18 protein-coding genes are annotated in these 16,851 nt (G+C 53.7%); 10 read left to right on the forward strand and 8 right to left on the reverse strand.

Annotation, left to right across the window (positions count from 1 at the left end):
- Nucleotides 1–77 precede the first annotated feature (77 nt).
- The 5 genes from ABJN86_RS07635 to ABJN86_RS07655 all read left to right on the forward strand — a co-directional run bounded on the left by ABJN86_RS07635 (nt 78) and on the right by ABJN86_RS07655 (nt 3,484).
- Nucleotides 78–674, forward strand: coding sequence for a sugar transferase (locus tag ABJN86_RS07635; protein WP_348366914.1), 597 nt, complete (start codon nt 78–80; stop codon nt 672–674).
- Nucleotides 671–1,294 carry a polysaccharide biosynthesis/export family protein gene (locus ABJN86_RS07640; RefSeq protein WP_348366011.1) on the forward strand — a complete coding sequence of 208 codons (624 nt, stop codon included), beginning with the start codon at nt 671–673 and terminating at the stop codon, nt 1,292–1,294. Before ABJN86_RS07635 ends, ABJN86_RS07640 begins: the two co-directional genes overlap by 4 nt.
- Nucleotides 1,295–1,365: 71 nt before the next feature.
- The gene (locus tag ABJN86_RS07645; RefSeq protein WP_348366013.1) at nt 1,366–2,589 is read left to right on the forward strand and encodes a hypothetical protein; all 1,224 of its coding nucleotides are present in this window, start codon (nt 1,366–1,368) and stop codon (nt 2,587–2,589) included.
- A gap of 2 nt (nt 2,590–2,591) precedes the next feature.
- Complete coding sequence (locus ABJN86_RS07650) at nt 2,592–3,023, forward strand: UDP-N-acetylglucosamine--LPS N-acetylglucosamine transferase (protein ID WP_348366015.1); 432 nt, start codon at nt 2,592–2,594, stop codon at nt 3,021–3,023.
- A gap of 50 nt (nt 3,024–3,073) precedes the next feature.
- Nucleotides 3,074–3,484, forward strand: a complete 411-nt coding sequence (locus tag ABJN86_RS07655) for a glycosyltransferase (RefSeq protein WP_348366017.1) — start codon at nt 3,074–3,076, stop codon at nt 3,482–3,484.
- Between the two features lie 910 nt (nt 3,485–4,394).
- Here ABJN86_RS07655 and ABJN86_RS07660 read toward each other — a convergent pair.
- Nucleotides 4,395–5,672 (reverse strand): O-antigen ligase family protein, encoded by a 1,278-nt coding sequence (locus tag ABJN86_RS07660; RefSeq protein WP_348366019.1) that lies wholly within the window; start codon nt 5,670–5,672, stop codon nt 4,395–4,397.
- 360 nt (nt 5,673–6,032) lie between these two features.
- Here ABJN86_RS07660 and ABJN86_RS07665 point away from each other — a divergent pair, with 360 nt between their 5' ends.
- Both ABJN86_RS07665 and ABJN86_RS07670 read left to right on the forward strand, forming a co-directional pair.
- A complete protein-coding gene (locus tag ABJN86_RS07665) occupies nt 6,033–6,419 on the forward strand; it encodes an acyltransferase (protein WP_348366020.1) in 387 nt (128 codons plus the stop codon).
- A gap of 185 nt (nt 6,420–6,604) precedes the next feature.
- A complete protein-coding gene (locus ABJN86_RS07670) occupies nt 6,605–8,833 on the forward strand; it encodes a hypothetical protein (RefSeq protein ID WP_348366022.1) in 2,229 nt (742 codons plus the stop codon).
- Here the strand turns inward: ABJN86_RS07670 and ABJN86_RS07675 are convergent.
- Entirely contained in the window at nt 8,830–9,729 is a 900-nt protein-coding gene (locus ABJN86_RS07675) for a hypothetical protein (protein WP_348366024.1), read from the reverse strand. The genes ABJN86_RS07670 and ABJN86_RS07675 overlap by 4 nt on opposite strands.
- Nucleotides 9,726–10,916, reverse strand: coding sequence for an oligosaccharide flippase family protein (locus ABJN86_RS07680; protein ID WP_348366026.1), 1,191 nt, complete (start codon nt 10,914–10,916; stop codon nt 9,726–9,728). The genes ABJN86_RS07675 and ABJN86_RS07680 overlap by 4 nt, the downstream gene beginning before the upstream one ends.
- 93 nt (nt 10,917–11,009) lie before the next feature.
- Here ABJN86_RS07680 and ABJN86_RS07685 point away from each other — a divergent pair, with 93 nt between their 5' ends.
- Both ABJN86_RS07685 and ABJN86_RS07690 read left to right on the forward strand, forming a co-directional pair.
- Nucleotides 11,010–12,236, forward strand: a complete 1,227-nt coding sequence (locus ABJN86_RS07685; RefSeq protein ID WP_348366028.1) for a Coenzyme F420 hydrogenase/dehydrogenase, beta subunit C-terminal domain — start codon at nt 11,010–11,012, stop codon at nt 12,234–12,236.
- Nucleotides 12,230–13,459, forward strand: a complete 1,230-nt coding sequence (locus ABJN86_RS07690; protein ID WP_348366029.1) for a polysaccharide pyruvyl transferase family protein — start codon at nt 12,230–12,232, stop codon at nt 13,457–13,459. Before ABJN86_RS07685 ends, ABJN86_RS07690 begins: the two co-directional genes overlap by 7 nt.
- 4 nt (nt 13,460–13,463) lie before the next feature.
- On the opposite strand, the gene ABJN86_RS07695 is transcribed toward ABJN86_RS07690, so the two are convergent.
- From ABJN86_RS07695 to ABJN86_RS07715, 5 genes are all read right to left on the reverse strand, one after another.
- A complete protein-coding gene (locus ABJN86_RS07695; protein ID WP_348366031.1) occupies nt 13,464–13,724 on the reverse strand; it encodes a hypothetical protein in 261 nt (86 codons plus the stop codon).
- A 90-nt stretch (nt 13,725–13,814) separates the two neighbouring features.
- Complete coding sequence (gene rlmH / locus ABJN86_RS07700) at nt 13,815–14,285, reverse strand: 23S rRNA (pseudouridine(1915)-N(3))-methyltransferase RlmH (RefSeq protein WP_348366033.1); 471 nt, start codon at nt 14,283–14,285, stop codon at nt 13,815–13,817.
- Between the two features lie 11 nt (nt 14,286–14,296).
- Complete coding sequence (gene rsfS / locus ABJN86_RS07705; RefSeq protein WP_348366035.1) at nt 14,297–14,692, reverse strand: ribosome silencing factor; 396 nt, start codon at nt 14,690–14,692, stop codon at nt 14,297–14,299.
- Between the two features lie 199 nt (nt 14,693–14,891).
- On the reverse strand, nt 14,892–15,431 hold the full coding sequence (gene idi / locus ABJN86_RS07710; protein ID WP_348366036.1) for an isopentenyl-diphosphate Delta-isomerase: 540 nt from the start codon (nt 15,429–15,431) through the stop codon (nt 14,892–14,894).
- 8 nt (nt 15,432–15,439) lie between these two features.
- The gene (locus tag ABJN86_RS07715) at nt 15,440–16,192 is read right to left on the reverse strand and encodes an SDR family oxidoreductase (protein WP_348366039.1); all 753 of its coding nucleotides are present in this window, start codon (nt 16,190–16,192) and stop codon (nt 15,440–15,442) included.
- A gap of 172 nt (nt 16,193–16,364) precedes the next feature.
- Between ABJN86_RS07715 and ABJN86_RS07720 the strand changes: the two genes are divergently transcribed.
- Nucleotides 16,365–16,784, forward strand: coding sequence for a c-type cytochrome (locus ABJN86_RS07720; protein ID WP_348366042.1), 420 nt, complete (start codon nt 16,365–16,367; stop codon nt 16,782–16,784).
- Nucleotides 16,785–16,851 lie beyond the last annotated feature (67 nt).

Genomic DNA, 16,851 nt, shown 5'->3' on the forward strand with positions numbered 1-16,851 from the left:
GGTTTGAGGATGCTGTCGCCGTAGAAGGAAAACCGCGACCAAATGATATGGCACCTGTTAGACTTCCGGCGAATGCCATGCAGAGCTGGAAGCGTCCGTTGGACTTGGTTTTGGTGATCGTAACACTTCCGATTTCCATCCCAATTTTGACGCTTTGTATCCTTTTGTCGATGTTGGATGGCGGCCCTGCCTTTTACAGGCAACCTCGTGTTGGGCGAGGGGGTAGAGCCTTTCAAATGTTGAAACTCCGGACTATGCGCGTCAACGCGGAGAGGCAGCTAACCGAGATTTTAATGAGCGACCCGCACGCCGCAATCGAATGGCAGCAGACCCAGAAGTTACGGAGAGATCCGCGCATTACGATCATCGGAAAGATGTTACGTAAGTCTTCCTTGGATGAACTCCCGCAGATTTGGAATGTACTCAAAGGTGAGATGTCCCTTGTCGGCCCGCGTCCCATGTTGCGAGAGCAGGTGGGGATGTATCCTGGTTTGGCCTACTTCAGATTGCGCCCAGGTATCACAGGGCCTTGGCAAGTTTTCGGGCGGAATGACGCTAGCTTTGCATCACGGGCGAAGTATGACGCGATGTATGAGCGTGAGATGAGTATTCGGAACGATTTATCCCTGATTGTGCGAACGGTTGGTGTCGTATTTGGGGGGACGGGGCATTGATAACGATACGCTTACTCGCCCTCTGTGTTGGGCTTATTGCGGGACCGCTTTGGGCTAAATCATACGTCATTCAATCAGGCGACATGCTTCGCATTGAGGTGATGGAAGACAACAGCTTGAACCGCAACGCCCTTGTTTTGCCTGACGGCACGATTGCCTTTCCAATGGTTGGGCAACTGCAAGCGGCAGGTCTCTCTTTGAGTGCGGTGCATAGCGCTTTGACCAAGGGGTTGGCTCCAAATTTTGCGCAACGACCAACCTTGCATGTGTCAGTCGCATCATTGGCCCGAAAACCTGCCGTTAGAACAAGGTCCGCCGCTCGTGTTGTGACCAACGATGAGGCAAACACCATGACGGTTTACGGCATGGGCGAGCTGGAAAAACCCGGCAAGGTGAGTTTGCAATCCGGCGCCACTTTATTGCAATTCTTGGCCCAATCCGGCGGCGCCACGCCATACGCCGCAATGAAGCGGGTGCAAATACGTCGGGTGGCTGCCGACGACAGGCCAGTAAAAACCTACCGTGTGAATGTTAAGAAGTTGATGCAGGGTCACGGAAACAGCTTTCTGTTGGCTCCGGGTGATGTTGTGATCGTGCCCGAACGTAAGTTGTTTGAATGATATTGAGGCTCTTGGCTTTGGGCGTATCTATTGGGTTCGGTTCGACGTTGCACGCAAACGGAGCAGATGGAATGCAGGCGGAATTGACCCTTGGATTTGGGGCTTTAATTGACCGTGACCCGAGCCTGTCGGGAACCAATACCAGTAATGCTCACGAGGTCGCGTCATTGCAATTTGGGGTAACGAGCAAAACCCGTACTCAGGATTTGAGCTTGAGGGTCTCCAGTGAGAAAATTTCTAGTTTTGGGGCGCGTGGGGATCTGGAAGTTGCATATGAGCGACGAACAAAATCTAGCTCATTTTCGGCAAACCTAAGTAGCCATATGTTGCCGGTTGGTGATGTGTTTGTCGGGGATTTCACATCCGGTGATGCGGGTCTAGACCTTGTCGCGGGGCGCACAGACCTGCGTATATATAACGGCCAATTTCTGATTAAATCTGGCATCGGGCGCCCTGTCAGCACCGTGTTGAGCTACGGGATAAATCACCGAGACCTCCAAAACGGGGCGAGTAGCACAACAAGACACAAGGCCTCAGCGGAGTTACGTGCGCGGATCAATTCGCGAACTACGGGGCGCGTGTTATCCGTCTATGAACGCTTAAATACGGACGCGGTGTTGTCCCAGAGCCAAAGTGCAGTGGCGTTTGGACTCAATCAAAAACCGACCAAGTTGCTAGAATTTGATGTCCAAATTGGGTGGCGGCGCATTAAAGCGGACAACCGCGTTCAAACGGGAGCGGAATGGCAAACATCAATTGCACGCAGTCTTGCGCGGGGGCGTGTGTATGGGCAGGCCTCGGTTGAACGGGTTGAGGAAGGATCGGTGTCCAGCCTTGCTATGGGGCTAACCAGTTCAAGGCGTCGTGGGGGTTCGAAGTTAGAGGTAGGTGTTGCCAAAATTAGTGCGGGTTCGACCAAGCCGACGTTGCTCTTGGAAAGCGGTCTGAATGTGAAAGGGGCTAAGTTACAGGCCTCTATTTCTCGAAGTTTCGTAGGCTCGGATGAAACGGGTGAGACTAGAATGGGCACAAAGCTCTTTGCGAAGATGATGCATGACGTTGGGGATCGGGGAGATCTGCAGATATCCATGACGTATGTTCGAACAGACCATACAGTGTTGACCGACGCTCGGTCAGCAGGTCAGTTGACGGCCTCGTATCATCACGAAATTAGGCGTGACTGGCGCTGGGTTGCGGGTGCACAACGTCGCGTCCGCCGCAATTCCATTGATGGGCGCACGGGTTCAAACTCCGTGTCTTTTACCTTCGAGCGTAGCTTTTCAGGAAAGTTCTAAGAATGGCGCGAGTATTGGCAGTTTCCTCGGGCGGCGGTCATTGGCAACAGTTGATGTTGCTCTCCGAAGCCTTCGAAGGCGAGGATGTGACCTACGCATGTGCTGGAACAGCGAAGGGGCCCCTGGTCCGTAGTTTGCCTGATTGCAATGCAAGGACGCCGAAACAGGTGTTACTGACGTTATTTTCCGCTGTTAGATTAGTGTGCATCTTGAGGCCCGACGTGGTGATTTCTACCGGTGCGGCGCCGGGTGTTCTGGCGATTATCGCGGGCAAGAGCATCGGGTGTCGAACGGTATGGATTGATTCCATCGCGAATGCGGAGCGCATGTCATTGTCGGGGAGAATTGCGCGAAGGTTTAGCGATCTTTGGGTGACGCAATGGCCAAATGTAGCAGAGCAATCTGGCGCGACCTATGCTGGTGCAGTGCTGTGATTTTCGTAACAGTTGGTACACAACTGCCGTTTCCGAGGTTGGTGAACTACATGCAAGATTGGCAGGGAAGGCATGAAGAGCGCGTCGTGCTTCAGACTTGCGCAAAAGTGGTGGGTACAGAATGTGAAGCGGATCACACCTTATCAGCGGAGCAATACCAAGCTTTCTTGGAGGAGGCGCGAGTCGTGATTTCCCATGCTGGCATCGGGTCTGTTATCTCGGCGCGCCGCGCAAGGACGCCGATAATTTTGGTCCCGCGCCAGGTTAGGCTCCAAGAGCATAGAAATGATCACCAGATGGCGACCGCGACAGCGTTGGACGGCCGGAAGGGTATCAGGATCGCGTGGGATGTTGATCAAATTTCCGACCTACTCGATCAGCAGTTTGAAGTGTCGTCAGTAGAGAAAAACTACCGACAAAATCAGCTGGTTGATCGTATTCGGCAGTTTGTTGTGAATTGATCATTTGTGGTGAGAATTGACGTAATTTTAGCGCTAGGCTGCATCCCGTGAATTGCCCGTATTATGTCGGGGATTGGCGCGAATTGCCCACGTAAAGCATGTTGTAAGACTTTCCCCCATCCAAATACATAGGCGACAGGTAGGCGGAAAGGATGGAACCTAGCCATGAATTTCAGGCGAGCGCGATGTTTGAAATACGCCGACATCGGGGATGGGCCGCGCGTTAGGGTTGGTGAGCCAATAGATGCACCTGCACTATGATAGACGATTGCGTCCGGGCAGTAAGCAAGGGGTAGATGCGTTCGCCTTTGAGCCCAATCGACTTCCTCGTAATACAGAAAATACTCTTCAGGCATGAGACCAGCTTGTTCAATGAATGCGCGGGAAGCAACCATGCTGGCTCCAGAGATAAAATCAATGTCTTTCAAATTAGGTGCTGGGGTTGAGGAGGAACACATCCCGATATGGGTGTTTCGCGTTGCCCCGGTCCATCTGCTGACCTCCCCTCCATCGATCTGAATTTTGCTGCGCGGCTCGTTGTAGCAAATCCGGTGTCCAAGCAGCGCGAAGGGCAAGGGTGCCATCGCGAGTTTTTGAGGAGTTTGGGCTGGTACAATACAGTCTGGATTCAGGATCCAGAAACGGTCTAGGTCTGGGAGCTCCAAAAGCCTGCATAAACCGAGGTTCACCCCGGCGGCAAATCCGTTGTTTTTGGAAGCTTGGACAAGGGTAACGCTCATGTTGTGGGTGGAGCACCACTCTTGAATGGTTCGTACGGTCCCATCATTAGACGCATTATCAACTACGACCACTTCTAGATCGACCTGAGGGGCCGTTATCAGCCCGTGAAGACAATTAGTGATATCGTGTTCGGAATTATATGTAACGATCACGCAGCCCATTTTTGCGGTCATGCTGGCACCGCTGGGAACCGCGTATATCTTACGGCGGAGCGCTTGGGCGCTGCCTCGGTGGCTTTTGAGTTCGGATTTATTAACCAAAGACCTGCCCCATATAGGAACCACACATATGAGAAAACGGAAGTCCAAATGTGGACGGTGCATAGGGTGAATGTCAGACCGATGAAGCAAATTACCCATGCGCGTCGGATTTGTTGAAGTTCAGGCGAGACAGATGAAAACATGACCCTAAACAGGCCCAATAGATAAGCACTTACGCATAGGGCGAACCCTGGGACACCGTATCTTACAGCCAATACCAACCAGAAGTTGTCCATACTTCCAGAGCGCATGAAATGAGGGCGAACCCAGTCATTCAATCCGATGCCGAAGATCGGGTTTTGCCAGACATTCAACACGCCCCACTCGAAGATAATGCCCCGCCAATATGCGTTGTGGGCGGAGAATGTTGCGTAGCTGAAAAAGACGCGAACGGGGCTTCGGTTAGACGCAATATCCACAAAGACATATGCGCAGATGCATGTGGCGGCCAATAAGACCCAGCGCTTGCGACTTGTGGGGAAAACCAAGGCCCATGTGATCAAGAAAAGTTGCAATAGAACCGATAGAAATGCCCCGCTGGACAGCGCGAGGAAGCTGGCAAATATCCCGCAAGCAGCGGCGAGGAATCTGATCCAAACAGACCATCGGCCAATTGTCCCAAGCAAGGCAAGCGCAGTTAACGTAGAGCCAAACAGCCCGTAATGAATTGGGTGGGCGAAAAGGACTTGAGCACGTTCCAGCCCCAGTCGAGGCTCAATTGAGATTGCCGTGACTGAATTTATTGCGGGAACAGCATTGATCAATGCGATCAGTGGCGGCACCCCCGTTTGGCTTTCAAAGATTGCGAGGGGCAGGGAGATTGCGCTGATCAAAAAGATTGCTTTGATTGCGGCAATCATTTCATCTGGTGAGCGAATGAGACAACGGCCAACTAGGTACCCACCCAACATTTCCAACATTAGGACACCGGTGTTCTCAATCGCGTGGCTTGGGGAGGTTTGCGAGAAGGCTACTGCCGCCCAACAGATAAAAAGCGTGAGCAAGACGTCCGTAGCCCTTCCAGCTCGATTGGGGGTTCGGAAGTAGATAACGAGTAAAGGGATGAACATCGTGGCCATTATCGTGCGCAATCCGGTCATTTGAACCGATCCGACAGAGTATCTTACTGGCAGCGCCATCGCTGCGAGGTAGAGCAATACCATTGGGGATAATTTGGTTTTGGACATGACGAGGCTTTTGAGTTTCGTTGGCTCCACGATGCGGTTGATTGGATAATGACTGGTTAACGCTTCACATATGAATCTGGGTTAACGAAAGATTCATAGCCTTTTAGCTAAATGGAAGAGAGCCCCAGAGGCTACGCCCTAAAACGGGGCGAATGTGAAGGTAGAGAGAGGCGAAGTTTGGACGCAAACACCATACGCGACGACGCTCCTACTTTATCCCGCCAAAGTGCGGGCAAAGGTTCTGACGACCTTATTCAGGCCTCGCCGTGTAAAGCAAAACGGCGGGGTTTGAACCGGCTTTGGTGGCTTAGGCTGGCCTTGGTCGGTATAAAACGCACTGTGTGTGTCCGCGGGTTTGGGATGGATATTCACCCAAGCGCCGAGTTCTCGCTTACCGCGCGTTTCGACCGAACCTTCCCCATTGGCGTTCACGTTGGAGAGGAAAGCTATGTTGCGTTTGAGGCGTGCATCTTGACGCATGACCGTACGCGCGGAGCCTATTTGCATACAAGGATTGAGCCGCATTGCTTTGTTGGTGCACGTTCTATGATTTTACCGGGCGTGCGCATTGGGCGCGGGTCAATTGTAGCGGCGGGGGCAATCGTGACCAAAGATGTGCCGGAGTACTGCATTGTCGCAGGTAACCCTGCCCAAATCATTCGTCAGGGTATCGCGAGCGGCCCATATGGAAGACTAGACAGCGCGGATGAGTTAGAGACCACCTTGGCGGCAGCGGGTTTAACCTAGACACCGTACGCAGCCAGCGAACGCCAGCAACACCGCTGCGTACTGTGGTACTGAGCCGACCATGATGGGCACATGCCCGACGATTCACATTCATGAGACGTATCGCTTCTGTCTAAGGGCGCATGGTTGATCTCATCCGTTCAGCTCTTAGCGCTCTTTATAGAAGGGGCGTCGGAAGGGCATTGATGACGATATTACTTGGACTTGCCATTGGACAAATGAGGGCGCAAGAAAGCACGCCCTTTGTGCCTGAAACCCAGATCACATTGACGACGTTCAGTCGCGATAAAACTCTGTTTGATAGCGGAGCTGCTTTTGGACGCAACGTCGCAAGCATCCCGCTTAGTGGCACGGGGACTGTGGGCGAAACGGTTCAAGCTCGCTTCTTGTGCGAGGATGGAACCACGACTGTGTGGGAAGACGTGGCTTTGATCGATGAGCTCGGAGTCTGGGAAGGGGTCGCAAGCCACGCAAGGCGTGCGGATTGGATCAGGCCGGAGGTCCGAGTTAAATCTGAGCCGCTGACTCGCGCGTTGGGTGCGAATAGGTTTGGCGTGGGACATGTGGTGGCCCTTTGGGGGCAATCCGAGGTCGTGCGCATTCACTCAAGCACTTACGATCTGATCCCCTCGGAGTCCTTGTTGGCGGATGATATGGTGCAGGCGATTTGGGTGGACGGTAGTCCAGAGGTCAAACATCTTACAGACGCCGACCCTCACACTGCGGCCCTAGCTGCGATGGCGAATGTATTCTTGGAGGAGCGCCCATCCGACAAGGTGGCCATCGTTTTCCACGCAGCCTCTGGGACAGGTTTCCGTCAGTTGGTCGATGATAGCGATGCTGGTCGCGACTGGTCAAATGACGTGAGCTTGCACAACTTTGCGACAGCTGATGGTCAGCATGTTGGTCTGCCCGCCGTGTCGTGGTTCGCGTCGCCCGGAGCATTGGGGAACAGCTATGCCGAGGCGCTGTTCCCGTTGTTCACGGGTAAAACAATCACTGGTACGGCGGTCACGTTCCCTGCGCAGATCACTTATGGCACCAGCGGAAGCTTTACGGCGGACCACTGGTTCGGGGAGCTCTATGACCCGAGCCACACCCGATGGGTGCCGTTCGGCCCGCATCGCTTTGATATTAGCGAAGACATGCAAAACGCCACCGTTACGTCTGCAGGAACCGTGCAGGACAACCTGAACAACAAGCAGGCCGCGCGAGAGGCGTGGCGTGGTATGGTTGAAAACCCGAATGCAGACATGTGGTTTTTGCCTTTGGGCTTGGAACCCTTGGCCTACCAAAATGGCATGTCCGACGGGTCGGGTGGTTGGACAGATCAAAGCCATCCATCTGGAGACAACGACGACGGTGCTGCCCTTTATGCGCGGTTGACAGCCAATGCGATTTTACAGGCTTCCGGCTTGGCGGTTTGGGACATGCCTGAGTTCGACATGTGCGAGTGGGAACCAACGGGCGCATATGTGGAGGTGTGGTCATCGGCAGGCCCAGTGACAACCTTGCGTGATGCGCGAGGGGAAGACCCCTTGGGCAACGACTATGCGCATTGGACAGATGTGTTTGGCTGGCAAATAAATGGTGCGGCTGCGTCCAGGGCGGAGCTGGTTTCTGGTCGCGTTCGACTGTTCCCAGAGGCAGGCACTTTCACCGCCGCCGACGTAATCAGCTTTGGCGAGGGCGGCGGTACTGGCGCGCTCAACTTCCCACAAGACTTACTTGCGCAGACCTATCTAGATCTTCCTATTGTGGACGTTGGTGCCGCGCGGATCGAGGGTGTAAGCCTTCGCCCCTTGCCGTCCTTCGCTGTTTTGGCGAACACTTTGATCGCTGCCGAGCCGTGCTTCGTGACCGGCCCTACCGGCCCTCATTTCAAAGATACTGCCTCATTAGGGTCAGGTGTTACGGCCATACAATTTGCGCTGGACTTGGCGATGATGGTTCCCTCATCGGGGTCTCGCACATTGATGACGACCACTGGCAACTATCTTAAGCTTGAGGTGCTCCCAAGCGGCAGCCTGCGCATTCGAGTGCGTGATTCAGATGGGGATGTTAAAGTTAACAATGTTCAAACTTCTGCCGGCGTTGTGACCAACCTCGTGCGGCAACGAATCGTATTATCAGTGGATATGGCTGGGACTGCTAAGATTTGGGTCGACGGGGCTTCGGTGATGGATGAAGCTTTTGTGTCGGGGTCGGGATTGTTGCCCGACAATAGAAACTTGCTGCTGCTTGCGACTGCAATCGGGTCCTATCAGGTGGAGGGGACGATCCATCAGGTCGATGTTTGGAAGGCCGCCACGGCTGATGGCACAGACCCTGTTTCCCCTGCTTATAAGTCCCTGTCGGGGCCGCCGAGCGTGGTGAACGCCGATGCATGGAAACTGGGCGATGATGCCACCTAAGGGTAAGCGCTCAAATCCAAGCTCCCGTTGGTGATGTGGTCTAGTTGCTTATTACTGTCGGTAAATGACGCAGCGAGATGCGATCTGACATAGTCACTAACGGGCGTTGACCGCATCAAGCGCTTTGCTGTGCGCAATTGGGCGAACGCTCCTAAAGCGCGATACATCCAACCTGGTTCCCGTGACAATGCAATCGCGGGGGCTGGGTTTAAAGTGCTGCTACGGGTTTGGTTCACCGCGCGCAATATTGGCGCGTATGCCTGCGGGATGGAGGCTGATATCTTTTGCAAACCTTTGTCTGAGAGCGCCGGAATGGGGTGATCTATGGCCTTCGACAACCTTTGAAGGGCACGGGCTGGGTCTTTGGATACGTCCTCAAATGTCATCACATGAACTTTCTCAAAAAGGCTTTGATATAGGGAAATCAATCGGTGATACTGAAAATGTTCCAACTCGAAGGATGGATATCCATAGCTCTGACCACCGCTAAAGAACTGTTGATGAGGCAGGGTCCCGCCACGCTGTAGGTATTGCATGTAGACGGAGGGAAGCATGGTGTTTTGTGACCGAACACAGATGATAATTTGAGCGTCGGGTGCGATTTTCTGAAGCCTGCGCGCAATGCTGGCGCTTTGTCGCCCACCGAAGAATGGATGTCCCGATAGGGTCTCGGATGATACAACACCAAGCATGCCCTTCGGAATAGTTTCACGCTCCAATTTTAATGAATTTTTCGCTTGAATAGGGTCAAAAAATAGATCGTGGGGTCGAATGATTTGCTGATCAACTACTTGGTGATTAAGCAATGGGGCAAACCCCATATTAGGGATAAAGACTTGCTGCTGCATCCAAGTCGTGGCTGTTTTGTGGTATCCTAGGTGAACCGCAAGGGTCATGGGTTTACCAAGCGATTTGCAGGGGTGCTCTGCTTACGTCCCATAAAGTATCCCACTGCTAATCCTGCGATCTCTGCAGTCAATGCGATGACCAGCATGGTGTGAATTGTCCCGCCGTTTGCCAAGGCTACCCAAATAATGGGCGCGGCAATTGCTCTGGGGATGTTCGCGAATGCAGGTAGATGGGTGCGACCTTGCGCCAGTGCTGCCGTGGCGAGCGCTGATTTTGGTAAACGGCAAGCGGCGATCAAGCTTAGTAGAGGGATCATTCCCGCCAAGGCTTCAAAATCGTGACCAAGTATCGGGAGAAACAAGGGAACCGAGGCCGATAGAGCTATGGCTAAAGCCGCAGCAGACAGGAATGATATTCCTAGTATGGAGTGATCTGTCCCTTTGAGTTTCGGAAGGTAATAGGCTTGTAAACAGCGCGCGGAAATCAAGGCGGGAGTAAGGGTTAGCGTGATTCCCATTGCCAGTATCCCCATCTCCGACAAGCCGAGTTGGACGCCCGCGATGACTTTTTCAGCGTGTAAAACTGCCAGCATCAAAACACCGTTCCCAGCCAACGGCAGTCCAAACCGCAAAGCTGTGCGGAAGTGCGGACGCGATAGGCGTAAACAATACCGTCGACGCGATACAGCGTGGGAGATGACAACCGTTAGAATGGTTTGAAACAGCATCAGATAAAGCATCACGATCGGACCGGACCAAATCGTTGTTACCGGCCACAAGGCGAGAAATGATAGTGCCGGAGGTAAGCCCAGAACCAAGATATGTGGCAGGTGACGTTGTTGACGTTGAAACCTGAAGGGGTCGAGATGTTTAATCCCAAGTAGAAGCGGGATGCAGGACGCAATGACAAAGATATATCGCGCGTCAGGTGCATCAAGTGCGTTGGCCAACGGGGTTGCTATGGCCAAAACAATGGCTGCACCTATGAGACCGCGAAGTAATTGCACCGTTTGAAGCGCGTTTTGATGCTGGCGTGTGCCTCCTTGCTTGTGGCTGACAATCTGCTGGGGAAGACCCAATGTTGTTGCCATCTCTGCCGCTGCCAACAGGACTATCAACGCAACCGCTAAAGCGTAGTTTTCAGGCCCCAACATGCGGGCGAGCACAAGGTTTCGCGTCAAGGTCGCGAGGGCCGCAAGGCTATGGCCTGAGAGTAGGATAGCTATGCGTTTCAAATGAGCGGCTCCGTTCATGCTTTACGAGCCATTAACCACTTAGGTGTTTAACGGCAGGTAAATGTATTTCCCAAACACGGAAAGTGGGTCGAATTGAGTGATCAGCTCTCAAAGGTTCTAAAAGGTGGGTTATGTGCTGGTTGCGGCGGTTGTGCTGCCGTTGCTCCAAGTGCGGCCAAGATGCAGGTATCATCTGACGGGTTTGCCCGCCCTCACTTTAGTCGCGACTTGACGGGCCATGAGCGAAGAACAATTTCAAGTATCTGCCCGAGTATTGAGCAATCTGTTGAGGAAGAAGATAGGCGCGTTGACCCATATTGGGGCCCATATGTATCGACCGAGGTCGGGTATTCCACGGATGCGGATTTGCGAAATTACGCGTCTTCCGGCGGGGCACTGTCAGGATTTCTGCTGGCATTGATTGAAGGTAAGACCGTTGATGCGATCATCCACATCAAGGCAGATCCGCAGGATCCTTTGGCCAATGTGTCCACGGTTTCCTCTACACGTGCGGAAATTTTGGCGGCCTCTGGTTCGCGGTATGCGCCGTCAAATCCGCTTGAAATACTCCCTCAATTGCGCGGCGACGGGCGGCGGTATGCGTTTGTGGGAAAGCCTTGCGATGTATCGGCGTTGCGGTCGCTTCAGGCCGTGGATCCGCAGATCGCCAAGATGGTTCCGGTTGCAGTGTCGTTCTTTTGTGCGGGGGCTCCGTCTTTGAATGCAGGCCGCGCGCTTCTTGATCGAATGTCGGTGAAAACGGATGACGTGGAGAGCTTTCGACATCGCTCGGATGGGTGGCCGGGTCACGCTTCGGCCACCCTGAAAGGTGGCGGCAAGGTTAGCCTAAGTTACAGCGAGAGCTGGGGCGAGGTGCTGTCAAAGCAGGTTCAACATCGCTGTAAACTATGCGCCGACGGCAGCGGTGTCTTCGCGGATGCAGTGTTCGCGGATGCGTGGGAGGTCGATGGCGAAGGATATCCGAATTTCTCCGATCGGCCGGGACAAAGCCTCGTGCTGGCGCGTACGGAATTAGGCCACTCTTTAATTAGTTCAGCCCAGATGTCTGGGCATCTGAAGCTTGCCCCTTTTGACATTCAAGAGCTTGCCAAAATTCAGACCGGACAGGTTCGTCGTCGTAAGGTTGTATCTGCGCGTTTATTGGCAGCTTGGCTGATGGGCCGCCCTACTCCGCGATATCGGGGGATGGGGCTTGGGTTGATGACGCGGCGTGCACCTGTCTCGGAGCTGTTTCGCAACTTTGCCGGTATGGTGCGACGATCTTTTCGAGCATCCAGAAATGGAGAGAACTCATGTTGAACATCGGCTTGCTTTTTCATTCATCGAACTCGGATAATCTTGGCGTGGGCGCTTTAACCATTGGCCAGATTGACATCATTCGAGGCATTTCGCGGGCGACGGGAATCGAAATCGCAATAACCCTGTTTGATTGGGTTGGTCCGCGTCGCGCTTATGTAGAGGGGGCTGATATCACCATTGTCCCGATCAATGGCGAGGCGATGAAAGACCCTAGGCGCATCATTGGGATGTTCAAAAAATGCGATGTCATGATTGATATCGGGGCGGGTGACAGTTTCGCGGACATCTACGGCTCAAAGCGACTAAATCGGATGATCTACCTGAAGTACCTTGTGCACCTAGCGGGACGCGCCGTTGTTCTGGCGCCGCAAACTTTTGGGCCTTTTACCTCGTGGATCACGCGACCATTTGCGCGCGATTTGGTGAAACGTGCAACGTTGGTTGCCACGCGAGACGATCATTCAACCGGCGCACTTCGACAGCTTGGTGTGACGCGACCTGTGGTGACGGCTAGTGATGTTGCGCTGCGACTTCCTGCTGTAGGAGTGCCTCCTGCTTGGGCTCGCTCTACCGTTGGTATCAACGTGTCTGGGTTGCTCATGGCGGGCGGGTATACAGGACAAAATCAGTTTAAGCTGAATATCGATTACCCATCCGCAATGCGGGCTTTGATTGGCCAATTCTTGGCATTGTCGGAGCGGCCGGATGTTGTGTTAATCCCGCATGTGATCAGTCCAACCGTGCCCGATGAGGATGACATGGCCGCCAGCTTGAGCCTACAACGAGAATTCCCAGATGTCACCGTGGCACCAGCGTTTCAATCACCTGGTGCGGCCAAGGCTTATATCGGCAGTTTGGATTTCTTCACGGGTGCGCGGATGCATTCGTGCATTGCGGCTTTTTCATCTGGGGTGCCCGTTGTGCCCTTGGCCTATAGCGGGAAGTTTGCGGGATTATTTGGCTCGCTGGGATATGACGCGACATTAGATTGCGGCGCCTTGGGGCAAGATAACTTGGTTGGATCTGTGTTGAATGCCTACCGAAACCGCCAAGCCTTGAGCGAACAAGTCTCTGTGGCGCGATTGGTCGCGGGGGAGCGTTTAGGCGATTACACGGATGCGTTGGCTCGGGTAATCAGCGAGGTCGCGCTAAGGAAGCGGACCGATGACCAGTCACGCATGGCGTCCGGTCATCGATGGCAAGCAATGGACGAGCGGCTTTAGCGCGCTACCAAAGCGATAGAATCGAGGCTGCCGTTGTATCGCTGCTGCGAACCTTGCTGGCCCGAATGGGCAACATGCTTCCCGCTGGCACGCCCTCAAAGGTGGCGATGCCGCCGTCGGCCATCTCTACTGACAATGCACCGGACTGTCCGACATAGAGAGCGCGGCTTACATGCGGCAGCTCGGTTGTGTCGCTGGGCACTACCGTGCTGGCAGAGCGAGCAGGTGAAATTGGGGTGGTTGGAAATGCGGAAAAGCTGTCCATGATGTCTGTGTCCAATCAAAGGTGAATTCGGCACGTGTTCTGTCAGCTTGGCATTAAGATGTGGTAGGAGCACCGTACGCAGGTGTGCGTTTAGACGCGGTGATATGGTGAGCCGGACAGGATGGACGCCGCACGGTACAGCTGCTCCGTCAACATCGCTCGCGCCAGCATATGAGGCCAAACCATTTTGCCGAATGAGAGAGATGTATCAGCCTGCGCACGCAACTCTTTGGTTAACCCGTCAGCCCCACCAATAACGAACGTCAAATCGCTGGTGCCTTGGTCGCGCCAATTGCCCAACATGTTTGCGAACTCAGGGGAGGTCATGACTTTGCCGCGCTCATCCATGGTGCAAACCTTTGCCCCTTTCGGAATTGCGCGTTGCAGCAGGATCGCCTCACTCGCGGAGCCGCCACCTTTTTTGTCCTCCAGCTCGATGATCTGGGCGGGCCCCAATCCTAGGTTGCGGCCCGTGCGGTCAAATCGCTGAAGGTAATCTTTGATAAGGTCCAGTTCCGGCCCCGCCCGAAGGCGGCCAATCGCGCAAATCGTGACCCTCATTACGTGACCCGTTACTCGGCTTCAGTGCCGGCGCCAGGCAACCACATCTTCTCAAGCTGGTAGAACTCGCGAACCTCTGGGCGGAAAATGTGTACAACCACATCGCCGGTATCCAGAAGAACCCAGTCGCCTTGCGACTTGCCTTCCATCTTCGAGAAACGACCGAATTCTTGCTTGATGGTGTCGGTTAGCTTTTCAGCCAGTGCCGTGACCTGACGGGTCGAGCGACCAGAGCAGACAACCATGTAATCGGCAATCTCAGAGCGCCCGCGCAGATCAATCTGCACCAGCTCTTCAGCTTTTTCCGATTCAAGAAATTTGACGATTAGCGCCAGCAGTTCTTCGCTGGTGCCCGGGTCTTTTTCAGGGGCCGAATTGGCCGGTGAAGTGGCGGCATTTGCGGCCACGTTTGAATGTTGAGACAGAGCTCAAACCTCCTGTGCAGGCGCCAAACTTCAGGCGCATCATAACTATAAGATAGCAGTGTAACGATAAAATCTCAATCCGCGCGCTTACAGGTGTGAACCGAGTTGATCAAGGCTTTGCGGGCTTGAGTCTCAATCTGTCGCAGTGAAATATGAAAAAAGTGCTGCATATTTGTCTGAATCAGGCCTGAACCAAGCTTCCAAAAATGCGATCAGCGTGTTCGTGCAAGTAAATCTTAAGCCACGCGGTGAATCGTTCAGGGTGTTGTTCAACCTCTTTGGTGAGCTCAAAAACGCTGATCCAGCGGATCTCCATGACCTCATCTGGGTTTGGCGCAACATGCAGCGTTTGAGGCGCTTCGGCGACAAAAACGTCAACAACTTCGTGCTCTGTTAGCCCGTCGCCCACATCGGCGCGGTATTCCAGCTGGTCACGAAAATTCGGGCTTAGACCTGTGATGCCCAGCTCCTCGTCCAGCCTGCGATTGGCACAATCAAGAGGCACTTCGTCCCACAAAGGATGCGTGCAGCAGGTGTTCGCCCATAAACCGGGCGTATGATATTTGGACAGTGCTCGGCGTTGGATAAGCACCTTGTCGCGGTTCATCACGAAGACGGAAATGGCCTTATGGCGCATCCCTTCTTGGTGGACGCGCAGCTTCTCGACAGGGGTTAAAGTTCCATCGACCCACGCGGGAATCATGTTCAGAGTGTCAGTCATTATTTGTCTCAGTCGCGCAGTGCTGGCAGGCCGACGCCGGTGCATTCAAACCCACCATCAACCGCGATGGTTTGTCCGGTAACATAACTTGCTTTGGGTGAGCATAGGAAGGCCACGACATTCGCAATCTCGACTTCGCTGCCATATCGGTTCAGTGGGATGGCGTCGTGGTAGGCATCGATAATATCTTGGGTGTGAACCGCCATCGCCAATTTTGTACGCACCGGGCCCGGTGCCACGCAGTTAGCGCGCACGCCAAATTCACCCAACTCAACGGCCTGTTGTTGGGTCAGCTGGATCACAGCCGCCTTGGAAGTCCCATAGGCGACGCGCAGGGTGGACGCCCTCAAGCCGGAAATGCTGGCAATATTAACGATGCTTCCTTTGGACTTTTTCAACGCAGGGGCCGCGGCTTGTGAGCAAAGGAACGCTCCATCAAGGTTTACCGCCATAACCGCCCGCCAACGGTCGAAATCGGTTTCTAGCATGGGCCCGAAATCGGCCACCCCCGCATTGTTAACCAAATGGTCGATGCGGCCATATTTCTTCTCAGTTTCGGCAATCATGGTTGCCACATCGCTGGGCTGTGAGATGTCCAATACCAACGGCAGCACGTCGCCAAGGCCCTCGGCCGCCTCCAACAAGGTTTCGCCATCCCAATCTACCATGACGACACTGACGCCGTCGTTTAGCAGCTGCATTGTTGTGGCCAAACCGATCCCACGGGCCGCGCCGGTGACGATTGCTACTGGTTTCGACATTGGGAGGACTCCGTTAGATTTGACGTTGGTATCTGTCCTAGACCAAGTCCTGACGTTTGGCGAGGTGGTGTCATTTTGCCCTGTTCACGCAAAAGTTTCATTTTTTTGGCAGCTAATTAGCAGATAACAATCTAGTGTACCCTTACGAGATTCACTAAGAGGAACATCAGCCATGAAATTTGCAGCTATTGCAGCAATGACCACAGCCCTTCTGGCCGCACCGGCATTTGCAGAGGGCGACGCCGCTAAAGGCGAAAAGACCTTTAAGAAATGCAAATCGTGCCACACGATCGCTGACGGTGACAATGTAATCACCAAAGGTGGTAAGACCGGCCCGAACCTGTTTGGCCTTCCTAGCCGTGTGATCGGTTCAACAGACTTTAAATACAGCAAATCTGCTGCCGCAGCGAGCGAGCTTGGCGCGGAATGGACCGAAGAAGATTTCATCGCTTGGGTCGCAAACCCTACCGATTTCCTACGGACCAAGCTGGATGATCCAAAGGCGAAATCGAAGATGTCTTTCAGACTGAAGAAAGCCGACGACGCTGCAGATGTTTGGGCGTATTTGGTTTCGGTTAGCCCAGAGAGCTAAAAGAACCGAAGATTTGAAGTTTAACGGCGGCCCAATTGGGTCGCCGTTTTGCGTTCTGGCATGTCTA

The sequence above is a fragment of the Litoreibacter sp. genome (assembly GCF_039974535.1).
GTDB lineage: Bacteria > Pseudomonadota > Alphaproteobacteria > Rhodobacterales > Rhodobacteraceae > Litoreibacter.